The sequence below is a fragment of the Amycolatopsis sp. NPDC051102 genome (assembly GCF_040682815.1).
In the GTDB taxonomy this organism is placed as follows: Bacteria; Actinomycetota; Actinomycetes; order Mycobacteriales; family Pseudonocardiaceae; genus Amycolatopsis.
The window spans coordinates 1-12,663 of sequence record NZ_JBFBBT010000031.1 but is presented as its reverse complement, the minus strand read 5'-3'; the positions used below and the strand labels follow the sequence as shown (position 1 = coordinate 12,663).

Sequence of the window (12,663 nt, the reverse complement as noted above, 5' to 3'; positions counted from 1 at the left end):
GCTCCTGCCGCGTGCAAGTCCTACCGGCGCCGGTCCAGGTCAACCGGCTCTGCGGGTGCCTCTGCGTCCGCGTTCAAGTACTTCAGCACGTACCACTCCGTCGCCGCTGCCAGGAGCTCCGACAACGACGTCGCAGAGGTCTCCTTGATCAGTTCCTCGATCACGCCCAGCTCGCTGGCGGTGAAATGGCACTGCCACAGGACGCGGGTTAACGAGGTTCGATCTTCCCGGCCGCCGGCGCGGGGCCTGGCCCTGCGGGTGGCGCGCCGATTCGGGAATCGCGAATCGGCCTCGCGGGGAACCGTCTGACGTTCCTTGATGAGGTGGCCAAGAAGGTCTGCGCGGATGGCCTCGTCGATCGCGTCCATGGCGATCGAGGCGTGCACCTGTCCCGTTTTGCTGCACAGCTTCTTCGCTTCCGCACGTGCCTCCGGCAACACGTAGACCGAGGTCGGATACGTAGGTTCATCGATGAAGATGTCCTCGGACGGCTCAGCCTTTTTGCCCTTCTTGGATGCCTTTTTGGGCTGTCCGGGGGGCGGCTGATCGGCCTTCTTTGTGACGTGCTCCGGGGCCTCTTCAACGGGGAGCGATGCCGGGACGTCGCTGCGGTCCTCGGCACTGACGTCTGCAGGATTCCTGTTCGCGGTCTCCGACTCTGCATCCTTGGTCTCGTTCACGCCCGAGCTGTCGGCCTCTTGCGTGGGAGATTCGTCCTCGACCTCCCGTTGCACGGATGGTGGAGTGAACGGAACGAACGGAGGCGGCGTGGCTTCGCTCCCCGGCTCTTCCAATAGGGATGCTGCGAGCGCGCTGGACGACTGCTCGCGCCGATCGCGCCCGCCCAGCTTCCGGCTACGCGGCGGAGGGGTGCGTGGGGTACTGGGAACCGGGCTGGTGTGGTCAGCAGCCGGGACCGAGCTTACGGATTGCGTGTCCTGTTCCATCAGCTGTTCTCCGTCGCTCGGGCCGCGTCAGCTTCGCGGGCTCGGATGGTGGACACAAGTTCCGCGGTGAATTGCTCATAGTCAGCTGCCAGTCCGGTGGCAGCGTCGCTGGTGAAAACCGAAAGCTGCTGACGCTGGCGCTCTTTACGCCAGTCAGGGTGACTGGCGGCGTCCGCCGCTTCCACCACAAGCCGCCCGTAGTCCCGGCAGTCTTCCGCAATAGAGCGGTTGTAGGAAATGACTGACTTGAAGACCTTCACGCCGGGATCGGCTTCCAGCCGCTCCAGTTCCATTTTGAGCTTCTTTCGAATCCGTGCGCGCTGCCCTCCCTCCTGGGTTTTCACCTCGCCGCTCGCGGCGTCGACGTAGGTGCGAACGTCCTTGCGTTCGAAGGCGAACATCACAACGCCGAGCCATTGGACAGCAGTGTTGAATTCTTCGGCCTCTTCGAGCGCATCCGCGACCCCTTCAAGCCCATAAAGGCTAGCTTTGTCGAACACGACTGGGATGACGAACCATCGGGCGACGAGCAAGCCCAAGATCTGCAGCTCCTGGTCACCCGGGGGGCAGTCGATAAATATCCAGTCGTACTCGTGTGCCAGGGAAGCGACCGCTTCAACGAAGCGAAGCCGAGCCTCCAGACGGTTTTTGGTGTCAAGCGACTTCAGGTACCCGGCAACTTCGGTAAGGATCGACCCACTTGGTACGACATCAAAGTTCGGCCGGACATCGCGGATGACTTTAAGCGAACCGTTGCCCATGAGGGTCGCACGAATGCTGGCTCCATCATCGTCCAGCCCTTCGGCGTAACGAGTGTTGACATCCAGGCCAAGGTCTCCCTGATGGTCAAGCTGTATAGCCAACACCCTGCGTGACGAGTTGGCAGTCGATAGAGCCCGTGCCAGAGTCCCGCTGGAGTTGGCGGTGAGGCTGGTCTTGCCCGCTCCACCCTTACCGTTGATAAAGAGGACTACGCGCTTTAGGTAAGGCCTGACTGCCTCTAGACGCGCCCGTGCCTGTGCTCGACTGGTTGAGATGTTGGGTATGGACCTTGTCACCTGTCGCCTCCCGGGACCGTGTCTGGAAGCACTCTACTACCGGCAGAGCCGTGCTTGTCACTTACCTAAGCAGTGATCTACTCAGCGTGTTGCACACTATGCGCCGTAGCGGCGCTCCTGACATCTACTTGATCGGCCACCAGTTGGCGCACTCATTACCCACTGGTTGGACGACACATCGGTCAACACATTGGTCCTTACCAGCAGTTATGTATCCGTCGCGCCCCCCGATCCGCCTTGGCGCTCCAGTACACACGGTGTGGCAATGTCGCCTGAATCACTGGGTCGGACCGACACTTCTGCCGTCCGAGATACGCGACTCACGTACGCACCTCAAGCGCATGGTGAGGATACTTGCGGGCTGAGCGGCCCCCAGGGCGTCGGTCGGATGCTGACACCCTGGTACCGCGTGGATCGCCTGCCGGGTGCTTCTCGGGGGCGCGTCCGCCTCATCGAGCAACGAGTCAGCTCAACCCGCGCCAAGCCCGATGCGCTCGCTGGGCGTTGTCCTCCCGCCACGGGCTCCTTCGGCCGGCCTGCACGCGGGTGTAGGACTCCTCGCTCCCCCGGGCCTTCGCCCGCGTCCGGTGGCTTGCTGCCTACCACAGCGCTTGTGGTCCGGGTTTCCGCCCGACGCCGCGCGTGTCACAAGCAACCGCCGCCGCTATCGTGGAACTGGAGGACTTTGTCAGCCTCTACGGAGTCGGGTGCTGTCCAAAGGGGCGGCCAGCACTCGACTCCGCCCGGCTGGCCGACCTCGACGATGCCGCCTGAATCACCAGCAGTTCTGCGACGCCACCACTCCGCTCGTCGCCATCCACGAGGCAGCCGCAGCCCTACCGATCCGCCTCGCCGTCGCGTCGCCCCAGAAGCTCCCTCAACGCGACCGGCTCGCCGGAACCGAGCTGCGCGGCCTCCTCAGCTGACTGCGGCGTGGGTCCGAACCGGAGCCGCGGGCACTGCTCGCACGACTCTGCAGCATCGTCCACTTGCCACGGACGTCCGCAGTTCTCGCACACCCCCAGGCCGAGCAACTCCAGCTCGGCGCGGGGGGTGATCGTTGGGATCCCGTGTGCCCACCTGGTTCGTGCGCCCAGCACCGAGAACATCAGGCCCGCCATCCTGGCCGCGTGCTTCCACGTCGGGTCATCGGTGCGGCCGGCCAGCTGCTCGTACAGCCGTGACGCTGCGGAATATCCGGCCTGCTTGCGGTGCGGGTCATCGTCCTGGCGGTACGCCTGCTCAGCCGCGTCCAAAAGGAGGTTCAGCTCAGCCAGTGCGGTCTGCGCGTCGTCCACGTCGCGCCGGGGAGCCGTCCGGCCGCTCTGCGCGCGGACGTAGGGCTCGTTTTCCTCGCGGGCCTTGGCGCGCCGACGTCGTTTGCTGCCTGCGTTGTTGGTCATGATCGCCTCTCACGGTCGGAACCCACGCCATCCGACCGGCCACGATCGACCACAGTCCAATGGGTACTCCAGGTGCACGTGAGTCCCCAGCCCGCCCGACGGGCGGGCATCGACCCTTGTCCTCGTTGCCGTCGTGCCCTGCGTGGGAGGGCGACGGCTCGGAAGCAGGCAGCGACGTGCGGCAGCCAGGCGATCAGGCTATCGCAGGCAGCAAGGCCGCGGTATCAGCAGCGACCGACGTCCGCAGACCCCGCCGTCCGATTGTGGTCCGGGTTTCAGCACCGCCGCCCGGCGGCGGCGCCCGCTACCGCGACGGCGCGGCGCCACCGCTCACACCCGCGGAAGACCGATCCCCTCCGGAGGCTTGTCGACCCGCAGCCCTTTGAACGCCGGCTTGCGGAGCCGCCCATCGGTCGAGACCTCGGCGTACTGCACATCGGCCACCAGGACCGGCTCCACCCAGCGAGCCACCCGCGAAAACTCCCGCGGAACCCCGGCGGCGAACGGCGAGGTCGTGCGCTCCAGGCCGCCGAAGCGCGACAGCAGCAACTGCAGCATGTCGTCGGTGAAGCCGGTCCCCACGTTGCCCAGCCACACCAACCGGCCATCCTCATCGTGCGCGCCGACGAGCAAGGCGCCGAACGTCCGGGCCCGGCGGCCGGTGCCAGGCAGCCAGCCGCCGATGATGACCTCGGTCGTCGGCCGCAGCGGCACCTTGATCCACGCCGAGCTCCGCTCGCCGGGCCGGTACGGCGCATCCGCCCGCTTCGCGACGATGCCCTCCAGGCCGTGCTCGGCGGCGACCTCAAGGATCGTCGCGGGGTCGACGTGCGGGAACGCCGGCGGCGCCGTCACGTGGTCCTCCGCTAGCTTCAACTCCTCGAGCAGATCCCGGCGTCGGTAGTACGGCAGCGCGATCGTCGATTCGCCGTCGAGGGCCAGGACGTCGAAGACGTACAGGAACACCGGCACCGCGGCCAGCAGCGCCCGGGATGGGCGCTGGACGTGCATCCGGCGCTGTAGCGAACCGAACCGTGGACGGCCGTCCTCGAGCGCCACGATCTCACCGTCGAGCACGGCATCGCGGCCATGCAGCAGCTCAGGCAGGTCCCTCAGCTCCGGGTACGTCGCCGTGATGGGGGTCTGCCGCCGCGAGAACACCTCCAGCTGCCCGCCGACGACAGCGGCGACCGCGCGGACGCCGTCCCACTTGAACTCCGTCCACCAGCCCGGCCCGGACGGCGGCGCGCCCGACGTGGCCAGCATCGGCTCCACCGGTGCCGGCCGCCCGGGACCTCCGGCTGCCATGCCGCCATCGTCACCCGAACAGCCCAACAGCGCAAAGTGACCGACGGGCATGGCCGCGTGGCTTGCACGGGAGACGAGGCTCGAATGCCGCTTGTTCAGTCGGCAGCAGGTACCATCTGACCCGTGCATCAGCGCGATGCACATGTCGACCCAGCGAACGCCTACGCACAAGGAGGAGGACCTGATGCCGACTCCAGGTCTGTACTTGTCGGATGGCGTCCGTGTCGTCAAAAGTCGTATTGGTTCGATCCTGATGTAGTCACCCCCGCACGTTCGGCCCCTTCGAGGGGTTTCGTTCTCCCCGAGTTCGCCGCCGCAGTCGGAGGCGCGGACCTCGGTCAACCGTTGATGCACCGGTTGAGCCGAGGCTGCGCCCATTTCCAAGATCCACCGCAGGCCACCAGCTCTCAGCTCCACCGGTCAGAACCTGGAAGGTCTACCGGTCCGTGGAACTGCTCGTGGTCATCGTCGTGCTCACCCTCGCCGGCCTGATAGCGCTCGTGGTCATCATGGCTGTGATCCGCAAAACACCGGCGATGCGCCTGCTCTTGACGCTCAGCCTGCTCCTGCTCGCCGTGCTCGACCCTCGGCACCGGCAACCCCGCGATGTTCGAGAAAGTCGTCGACGCGTTCGCCGCGGTCTTCGGCGGCTGACTTTCGACCGGGCGCTCCGCGGTTGAGGTGATCCCGCCTGCATCACCTCGACCGCGGACAGCGCAGGCCGGATCCAACCGGAACGAACGCCGACTCAGGACATGCGAACGCTCAGCGATCTGGCTCGCCGGCGGTCGCCGCCTCGGCCCGGCGAACGAGAACGGCCGCGGCCTTCTCGCGCCACTCCTGCGCCTCCGGGCTGGTGTCCTCCGGATCGGTCAACTCGGCAGCCCAGAGCGTGTAGTACTCGGCCCGTTCCCGGCACATCTCGCGGAGTCCCACGCGGTCATCCCCTCCAGGCATCAAGTCGTGGACGGACCAGCTCGGCCGACGAGCCGCCGCGTCATCGGGCCTCGCGTCGCTCCCGCAGCTCCGACGTCAGCAGACGAAGCGCAGAAAACCCGAACTCGCCCCAGCCCGCCACACCACCATGCTGCGCCGCGAAGGCATCCACCAGCGCGTCGGCAGCTGCCCGATCGCCAGCCATGTGCCACGCGACCGCACGCATCGCAGCCAGCTCGGCCGTCGCCGGCGGGACGTGGGCACCCGGCCCGTTCATATCGACCCGCTCGAGATCCCCCACATCGGCCAGCGCATCGGCCAGCAACCGCGGCGCGACGTGAGCCAGCCGCCGAAGGCGCTCCTCACCGACCGGCGACGGTTCACGCCCGACCCAGTCAGTCAGCTGCTCCCCGGCCGCACGGGGATCCTCGATCGCCAGCGTCGCGAGGCGGATCACCAGCGCGTCGACGGCATCGTCGTCCTCGGACCGGGCGAGGTCGGCCAGCAACCCATCCGGACCGAGCAGCGGCCGACCCCATGCCCGCGCCACTTCGTCCGCGCGGGCCAGCCACTGCGCGCGCGTCTCCGGCCCCTCCATCGGGGCGCCCCAGATCTCGGCGACCTCGTCTGCCCGCAACGACCGGTTCCGGTCGTCGACACCGACGTTGCCCGGCTGCGGAGCGCGGTCGACCAGCTGCCGGATCAACCCCGGGTCGCAGGGAGCCAGCGGCGGCCGCGGGGCGAAGACCGCCGCGACCAAGTCGATGATCAGCTCGTCGTCCGCGCGGGACGGGCGTACGTGGCGGGCGAACTCGCCCTCGTGCAGGAGCTCGAACTTCGGCCGCTGATAACTGGCCACGGTCACTCCGTTCCCTCGAAGAGCTTCCGCCGAGCTGTCAGATCATCCAGGTCCCGCGCCGAGCTCGCCCGCGACTCGCCGATCCGTGACCGATCCGATTCCACACCCGCGGCTTTCGCCAGCAAAACCGTCAGCCGCCGCGCCCACTCCGCCGCCACCCGAAAATCGCCGACCGCCCGCGCGCGGTTCATCTGCTCCACGCAGGCGTCAACGCTCACCGCGTCCTCGACCGGCGCGACCAGCTCGGCGCCCCGGACCACGACGGCGTCCCAATCTCCCGCGACACCAGCAAGGCCGGCTCGAGTGAACCGCCAGCGCGGGCCTCCCGGCAGCGGCTCCAGCACCACCGGCAGATCACCGTACCGATCGACGTCGTCACCAAGCTGCTGCACCAACGCTCGGAAGGTACCCGGCTCCACCCGTGCCTCCGACGCCCCGACGTCCCCCTGGTCCTCCCGGCGCTTCTGCCGCCGCTCGCGCGAACTGCCGTTGCAGCCTGCATCACCGGACGTTCGATCGGATCCACGCGACGACGTCATTCAGGCTCGGCCTCCGGCTGCAGATCCGCGTGATCGTCGGGAAGCACGGAAATCGGAGCCACCACCAGCACAGGGCGGCCCCAGTACATCGCCGCTGACGGGGTTCCCCGCTGAGCGTCCCGCCACACCGCCGACAGCTGCTTCCGGAACTCCGACGACGGCAGCTCCACCAGCTGCTGAGGATTCATCCCCTGCGCCGGCGCCATCGCCGCCCACGTGTCCGGCGGCATCGCCACCGCCACCGGCTTGCGTCCGCTGTCCGGGTCGACGGCCGTGGCGCCCGGCCGGCGGCCGCGTCGCCAGACGACCACGATCTCGTCGTCGACCTCCACCAATTCCTTGAACTCGCCCCAGTTTTGGTGGACCCACGTTGTTGTTGTACGCACCCGTCAAGTTTACCAAATTTACCAAATTGAGCAAGCCGGCGGATTAGCCCCCGTTCCGTCGACAAACCCGGGGGCTTCGCCGCCCCCGGACCCCCGCAGGCACTCCCGGAGAGAGGGGGAAACCCCTTGGCAGTCACGTTTTCGAGGTGGCTGGGGTTTGGTGCTCTCTCCGCTCGACCCACAGGAGGTCTACCCGACAAGGACACGGGCCGCAACGAAAAGCGCGTTGCACCCCGCGCCCTCGCCGGGTAGATCCGCCCGCAGGCCGATCGGAGAGAGCACCAAACCCCCTCTGTGGCAAGCAAAGCACGCCCGCTCACCAATGTGACCCACGTCATAGAATGATGGATTTCGTTAATTTGGCGAATTTGGTAAACTTGAGAGGTAAGAACGAAGGGGGAAACCCCAGGAAGGGGGCCAGAAATGGCCGACGGGAACCGCGCCGGGGGAGCATCGGCGAACACCATCCAGATGATCGAAGCCGACACCGAAATACTCGGAACCCTGTTGCAGGGCGACGGGTTCGCGTTCAAGCGCTACCCGTTCAGCGGGGCGGCCTACCTCGAACACCGGCAGTCCGGCGTCACCGTCCGGCCGCACTCGCTGGGCTACCGGATCAGCTACCCCGCCACGCACGCGCCGCTCCACCTCGGAAAGGCCGACCTCACCCGCGACACCAGCCACCACGTGGTGTCCGACTTCGCGTCCGCGATCGTACGGCTGATCAACGGCAACACCGCGCCGAGCAGCCAGACCGAACCGGCCGAGTGATGCAGCCGGAATCGCCGAGGTCCGGCAGCACTGACACCGACGCCGACGACGTCCACATCCCCTACGACTGCTCACACGAGCAGGCCGAATACAGCGTCGACGAGCACGAGCGGCCCACCCTCGAATGCCCGCCCTGCGGGCTGGTGGTCGATCTCGCGACCAGCCAGCGCACCTACCGCTAACCGACGAAACGCCCCGGCCGGGGCGACTCACCTACCAAAGATCACCGCCCCGGCCGGGATTCCCTCGCAATGAAGGAGAACCCAGTATGCACCGCACGCCCTTGCCCACCGCCGCAAACGCCGTCAACCCCGGCGACGTGTTCAGCGTCTGGCCCTGCGGACACGGCGCGCACATCGCCGCCAACACGGCATGGAGCCGCGAACGCGAAGTGGTCGGGATCGCCGTCGAAGACCTGGACCAGGTCTGGACCTTCCCGGACGACCACGTGCTCTACCTCATCCACGCCACGCGCGTCATGACGGTCCGTTGCAGCGGATGCGGCATCGACAGTTCGAGCCTGGTTGACCTGGTCGACCTCGCGGCCGACCCGTCCGAGATGACGTGCAAGGGGTGCCGCCGATGAGCAGGCACCGCCTCCGCACCGCCCCTCAGGTCCTGGAACTGCTGATCTTCTTCACCACGCTCACTCAGCACAAGGACCGCGAAGCCGTGCGCGTCCAACACGAAGTGTCGCGTTCGGGAAACCATTTCCTCAGCGCCGAACAGCAACGCGTGTTCCACGTCCGCGCCGAGGCGTACGCCGATCTTGCACTCGCCTACGCGAAGGACAACCCCGGCGGCCACGACCGAAGCAGCGTCAGCACAGGCATGCTGATCATCCAGACCGCCGAGCACGCGACCACGCAGCTTCGTGAAGACCTCGGACTCGCGCAGGGCAACGCCGATGACGGCGTCTACGCGATCGCCCGCGCGACGCTCGCCGCGTTCGCGTGGCTCAAGGTCACGCACGGCCTCGCCGAGTCCGAGCGGCGCTACCGCCGAGCCGTCAACGCCGTCCGCAGTCTCCCGGCCGCCGCCGCACCCTGCCAGACCGCCGACGCGCGGTAACTACCCCTCAGCTCTCACGTCCCCGGGGTGGCTCCGGCCACCCCGGGGAGGAAGGAGGCCCCACCATGGCCTACAGGAAGAACTACACCGCCGAAGACCGGGCCGCATTCGCCGAGGCCGACGCCGCACTCGCCGATGCCGCCCACCGGGTTCTCGCCGACCCCGCCGAACTCGAGCGGCTGGTTACCCAGATGCTCACCATCCGCAGCCCCCGAATCCTGCGGTACTCCCTCCGCAACCAAGCCATGTTGATCAACCAGGCCCGCGAACGCGGAACTACCCTCACCGACCTGGACACCGCACGGGGATGGAGCCAGCGCGGCCGAAGCGTGCTGGAGGACGAGCGCGAACGCCCGTACCGCCTCACCATCCCCAAGGGCACCGAAACCGTCGACGGCGACGCCGCCGACCACGACGGCCAGGACCACGACGACACCGACGGCGGCGAGGGCAAGGAGACCCGGAGCCGGTTCCGCACGCGCACCTACTACGACTACGCGCAGACCGAGGGACTGGACGACACCATGCCCGGGTTCCGGCCGTCCGCCGTCGACGAGCCCGAAGCCGTGCTACGCGATTCGCTGGCCGACCAGCTCGCCCGGTTCGGCTACACCGTCGTGTTCGACGACGTCGACACCGTCGAGGTCAACGACGACGCCGAGCCGCCGGTGATCGCCGTTCCCGCCGCCGACGCCGTGGTCGGCATGGCCCGCGCCCTCGGATCGATCCTCAGCCGCCCGCCGAAGGAACGCCCGCGCCAGCGCCCCGCCGAACGCGCCTCCGCCGACGATGCGGCCTGGATCACCGACAAGCCGGTCGGTACCCGCCGGGTCCGGCTGGACCTCCGGGACTACGGGACCGCCATCGCGTGGGCGATTCCGCGCCCCGACAGCGGCACGGTCGTCTACAAGGTCACCGGCCGACGCCTGTTCGGCACGTGGACCGTCCACAGCGAGGACGCGGCCAACCACGACACCATCACGTCCGCCACCGTCCGGTACGGCGACTACTCCGGGGCCGACTTCTACAACTACGGGCAGGCCCCGAGCCTGCCCACGGTGAACGGCATCGAGTTGCTCGGCAGTTGCGGGGCGATCACGCCGGACCGGGTCGCCCAGCTCGACCGGTACCGAGTCCGGCCCCGCCGGAGCGACGACGGCGGCCGCAGCAGCTACGAGGTACCCGAGAAGACCGCCGACCGCACCGCCGCCGTCGTCCGCGCGCTACTGGCCGACTTCTACGCCCGCGACGACCTCGACCAGCTCCACCAGGCCCGCGCCCGCCACGAAGCCCCCCGCCACCGCGCTACCGCCGCCCGCACTGCCGACCACCTCAAACGGCGGATCTCGGAGCTCACCGAGGAGCTGGGCAGCGCCGTTGACCAGGCCGCGCGTTATGGCGCGATCGCCGACACCCCGGACCAGGACTAGCGCCACCCGAAAAAACGTCCACCCGACGCCGGCGACGACCCACGATTTTGTGACGTGGATCACCCATAAAATCATTTGGTGAATTTCGCTAATTTGGTAAAGTTCAGAGGTAAGCGGAACACGGTTCATCGGAACCGAGCCGGGCGTGGCGAACCACACCGATTCCCACGCCCGGAATTCCGCACCATCAGATTGAGGAAACGAAAAATCATGACCGCATCGCAGTTGCAGGAAGCCATTGTTATTCCCTTCGCGGAGCCCGACCCGGCCGCCGAAGAGAAGGCGGCCAGCCGAACCGAGGAACCCGCCCCGATGGCCCAGGACTCCGACCCGGCGGCCGACACGTCGGCACTCGTCACGCGCCTGCTCGACCCCACGACCGTCGCGCCGCACCCGTTCAACAGCGTGATTCGCTCTCAGCCGGACTGGTCCGAACCCCGATGGGCCAAGCTGCGCGCTTCCGTGGCCGAGCGCGGCGGAAACACCGCCGCCGGTACCGTCGTCACGATCGCGGCATTCCTGCAGGCGCGTCCGACGCTCGCCGACAAGTTCTCCGAAAAAATCGAGTACGTCGCCATCTGCGGCCACCGCCGACGCGCCACCACGGAGGCAACGGAAACTCCGTTCAAGGCCGAAGTGGACGACTCCCTTATGGAGAACAATGGGGACATTGTTCGCATGACGGAGGACAATCACAATCACGAAGACATTTCCGAACTTGAAGAAGCTCTCATGTTCGAGAATTACATTCGTGCGGGTGTCTCTCAACGAAGTCTCGCCAAGCTGCTTACCGGCTACACCCAGCCGACCATTTCGCGACGCCTCGCACTGCTGAACCTGTGCCCGGAACTGATCGAGGCGATCAACGGACAAAGCCCCCTGTATTACGAGGAGGTGGAGGAGGGAGACAAGAAAATCAAGAAGCTCAAGAAGCTCCCCACGGCGGAGGCCGCAGTTATCGCCCAGAAATTCCCGTTCGCGGACCCTTCCGGTCCGGCCGCCAAGAAGGGTGCCACCCTCGACGAGGGACGCCGCCGCGCACAGATTCAGGTTCTCAAAACCATGAACGCACGCGGCAGGGAAACGGGGTGGAACACCGAACGGGTCTGCCTGTACGTCGCCCAAGTCATCGAATCGGTGACCACCGCCGAAAAGCAGAAAATCAAGCTGATCAAGCCGGGCAAGGAATTCGGCTTCGAAGCCGCAGAACGCCGCCTCACCGATGCCGCCGGAATCACGAAGGCCCGCAAGGCCGGAACGCTGGCCGCCGAGGTCGACACCACCACCGGTGAGCTGGTCTACTACACCACGGCCGAGAAGAAGAAGCCGGAGCCGACCACGCCGCAGGCCAAGAGCGCCAGCCCGGCGGCCGCGCCGAAGACCAAGGCGGAGCCCTCGGAGTACGAGCTGGCCCGAAAGGCCGAAGAGGCCAACAAGACCGAGGCCCGCAAGAACCGCATGGAATCGCTACTCAAAATCGTGGGCAAGACCCCGGCCCAGAAGGACATCCTGTGGATGTTCGCGCGCAGCTACCACAACGGAATCGCGCAAACCGCCGGAGGCGGAGACGCCGGGCGAGTCGCGCAAAAACTCTGGTTCGAAGGGAACCTGGAACCCACCCTCGGAGACCAGTTCCGCGAGCAGATGGAAGCCAACGAAGATCCCAAACTCGACCTGCGCGGAGCGTGGGCACGAATGCTCGCATCGTACGAGCTTCACGCCCGGAACTGGTCCGGCACGTGGAACCGCGTGGATATCGAGTACTTCGATCTGCTGTACCGGCTCGACAACTACACGCCCACCGCGTGGGAGTCCGAGCAGTTGAGCAAGACGCGGCAGCGGCTCGCCGACCAGGAGGCCGCCGACGAGCCGGACGCGGACGAGGCCGACGACGCGGACGACGCCGACGAGGCCGACGAGCCGGACGCGGACGAGGCCGACGACGCGGACGACGC

Annotated in this window: 15 protein-coding genes; 7 read left to right on the top strand and 8 right to left on the bottom strand. The window is 67.1% G+C overall.

Features of this window, described 5'->3' with window-relative positions:
- Window positions 1-20: 20 nt before the first annotated feature.
- From AB0M93_RS44455 to ligD, 4 genes are all read right to left on the bottom strand, one after another.
- Window positions 21-947 (bottom strand): hypothetical protein, encoded by a 927-nt coding sequence (locus AB0M93_RS44455; protein WP_364286137.1) that lies wholly within the window; start codon window positions 945-947, stop codon window positions 21-23.
- Window positions 947-2,005 (bottom strand): ParA family protein, encoded by a 1,059-nt coding sequence (locus AB0M93_RS44450; protein WP_364286135.1) that lies wholly within the window; start codon window positions 2,003-2,005, stop codon window positions 947-949. The genes AB0M93_RS44455 and AB0M93_RS44450 overlap by 1 nt, the downstream gene beginning before the upstream one ends.
- 836 nt (window positions 2,006-2,841) lie before the next feature.
- The gene (locus tag AB0M93_RS44445; RefSeq protein WP_364286133.1) at window positions 2,842-3,408 is read right to left on the bottom strand and encodes a hypothetical protein; all 567 of its coding nucleotides are present in this window, start codon (window positions 3,406-3,408) and stop codon (window positions 2,842-2,844) included.
- A 330-nt stretch (window positions 3,409-3,738) separates the two neighbouring features.
- A complete protein-coding gene (gene ligD / locus AB0M93_RS44440; protein ID WP_364286131.1) occupies window positions 3,739-4,860 on the bottom strand; it encodes a non-homologous end-joining DNA ligase in 1,122 nt (373 codons plus the stop codon).
- A 302-nt stretch (window positions 4,861-5,162) separates the two neighbouring features.
- On the opposite strand from ligD, the gene AB0M93_RS44435 reads away from it, so the two are divergent.
- Window positions 5,163-5,396, top strand: coding sequence for a hypothetical protein (locus tag AB0M93_RS44435; protein ID WP_364286129.1), 234 nt, complete (start codon window positions 5,163-5,165; stop codon window positions 5,394-5,396).
- An 85-nt stretch (window positions 5,397-5,481) separates the two neighbouring features.
- Here the strand turns inward: AB0M93_RS44435 and AB0M93_RS44430 are convergent, their stop codons facing one another.
- The 4 genes from AB0M93_RS44430 to AB0M93_RS44415 all read right to left on the bottom strand — a co-directional run bounded on the left by AB0M93_RS44430 (window position 5,482) and on the right by AB0M93_RS44415 (window position 7,436).
- Window positions 5,482-5,652 (bottom strand): hypothetical protein, encoded by a 171-nt coding sequence (locus AB0M93_RS44430; protein ID WP_364286127.1) that lies wholly within the window; start codon window positions 5,650-5,652, stop codon window positions 5,482-5,484.
- Window positions 5,653-5,713: 61 nt separating this feature from the next.
- A complete protein-coding gene (locus AB0M93_RS44425; RefSeq protein WP_364286125.1) occupies window positions 5,714-6,511 on the bottom strand; it encodes a hypothetical protein in 798 nt (265 codons plus the stop codon).
- A 2-nt stretch (window positions 6,512-6,513) separates the two neighbouring features.
- On the bottom strand, window positions 6,514-7,050 hold the full coding sequence (locus AB0M93_RS44420) for a hypothetical protein (protein ID WP_364286123.1): 537 nt from the start codon (window positions 7,048-7,050) through the stop codon (window positions 6,514-6,516).
- Window positions 7,047-7,436 carry a hypothetical protein gene (locus AB0M93_RS44415; RefSeq protein ID WP_364286121.1) on the bottom strand — a complete coding sequence of 130 codons (390 nt, stop codon included), beginning with the start codon at window positions 7,434-7,436 and terminating at the stop codon, window positions 7,047-7,049. The genes AB0M93_RS44420 and AB0M93_RS44415 overlap by 4 nt, the downstream gene beginning before the upstream one ends.
- Before the next feature lie 423 nt (window positions 7,437-7,859).
- On the opposite strand from AB0M93_RS44415, the gene AB0M93_RS44410 reads away from it, so the two are divergent.
- The 6 genes from AB0M93_RS44410 to AB0M93_RS44385 all read left to right on the top strand — a co-directional run.
- Window positions 7,860-8,207, top strand: a complete 348-nt coding sequence (locus tag AB0M93_RS44410; RefSeq protein WP_364286119.1) for a hypothetical protein — start codon at window positions 7,860-7,862, stop codon at window positions 8,205-8,207.
- A complete protein-coding gene (locus AB0M93_RS44405; RefSeq protein WP_364286117.1) occupies window positions 8,207-8,389 on the top strand; it encodes a hypothetical protein in 183 nt (60 codons plus the stop codon). The genes AB0M93_RS44410 and AB0M93_RS44405 overlap by 1 nt, the downstream gene beginning before the upstream one ends.
- Window positions 8,390-8,475: 86 nt before the next feature.
- Window positions 8,476-8,793 (top strand): hypothetical protein, encoded by a 318-nt coding sequence (locus AB0M93_RS44400; RefSeq protein WP_364286115.1) that lies wholly within the window; start codon window positions 8,476-8,478, stop codon window positions 8,791-8,793.
- Window positions 8,790-9,278: a hypothetical protein gene (locus AB0M93_RS44395; RefSeq protein WP_364286113.1), complete on the top strand. Its 489-nt coding sequence runs from the start codon at window positions 8,790-8,792 to the stop codon at window positions 9,276-9,278. Before AB0M93_RS44400 ends, AB0M93_RS44395 begins: the two co-directional genes overlap by 4 nt.
- Before the next feature lie 65 nt (window positions 9,279-9,343).
- Window positions 9,344-10,708, top strand: coding sequence for a hypothetical protein (locus AB0M93_RS44390; RefSeq protein WP_364286111.1), 1,365 nt, complete (start codon window positions 9,344-9,346; stop codon window positions 10,706-10,708).
- 210 nt (window positions 10,709-10,918) lie between these two features.
- Window positions 10,919-12,663 (top strand): hypothetical protein (locus tag AB0M93_RS44385; protein WP_364286109.1); only part of this gene is annotated, 1,745 nt, incomplete at its 3' end.

Coding starts and splice junctions, on each gene's coding strand:
- AB0M93_RS44455 (WP_364286137.1), bottom strand. CDS start 947: ATGGAACAGGACACGCAATCCGTAAGCTCGGTCCCGGCTGCTGACCAC.
- AB0M93_RS44445 (WP_364286133.1), bottom strand. CDS start 3,408: ATGACCAACAACGCAGGCAGCAAACGACGTCGGCGCGCCAAGGCCCGC.
- ligD (WP_364286131.1), bottom strand. CDS start 4,860: ATGTGCATCGCGCTGATGCACGGGTCAGATGGTACCTGCTGCCGACTG.
- AB0M93_RS44420 (WP_364286123.1), bottom strand. CDS start 7,050: ATGACGTCGTCGCGTGGATCCGATCGAACGTCCGGTGATGCAGGCTGC.
- AB0M93_RS44410 (WP_364286119.1), top strand. CDS start 7,860: ATGGCCGACGGGAACCGCGCCGGGGGAGCATCGGCGAACACCATCCAG.
- AB0M93_RS44405 (WP_364286117.1), top strand. CDS start 8,207: ATGCAGCCGGAATCGCCGAGGTCCGGCAGCACTGACACCGACGCCGAC.
- AB0M93_RS44400 (WP_364286115.1), top strand. CDS start 8,476: ATGCACCGCACGCCCTTGCCCACCGCCGCAAACGCCGTCAACCCCGGC.
- AB0M93_RS44395 (WP_364286113.1), top strand. CDS start 8,790: ATGAGCAGGCACCGCCTCCGCACCGCCCCTCAGGTCCTGGAACTGCTG.
- AB0M93_RS44390 (WP_364286111.1), top strand. CDS start 9,344: ATGGCCTACAGGAAGAACTACACCGCCGAAGACCGGGCCGCATTCGCC.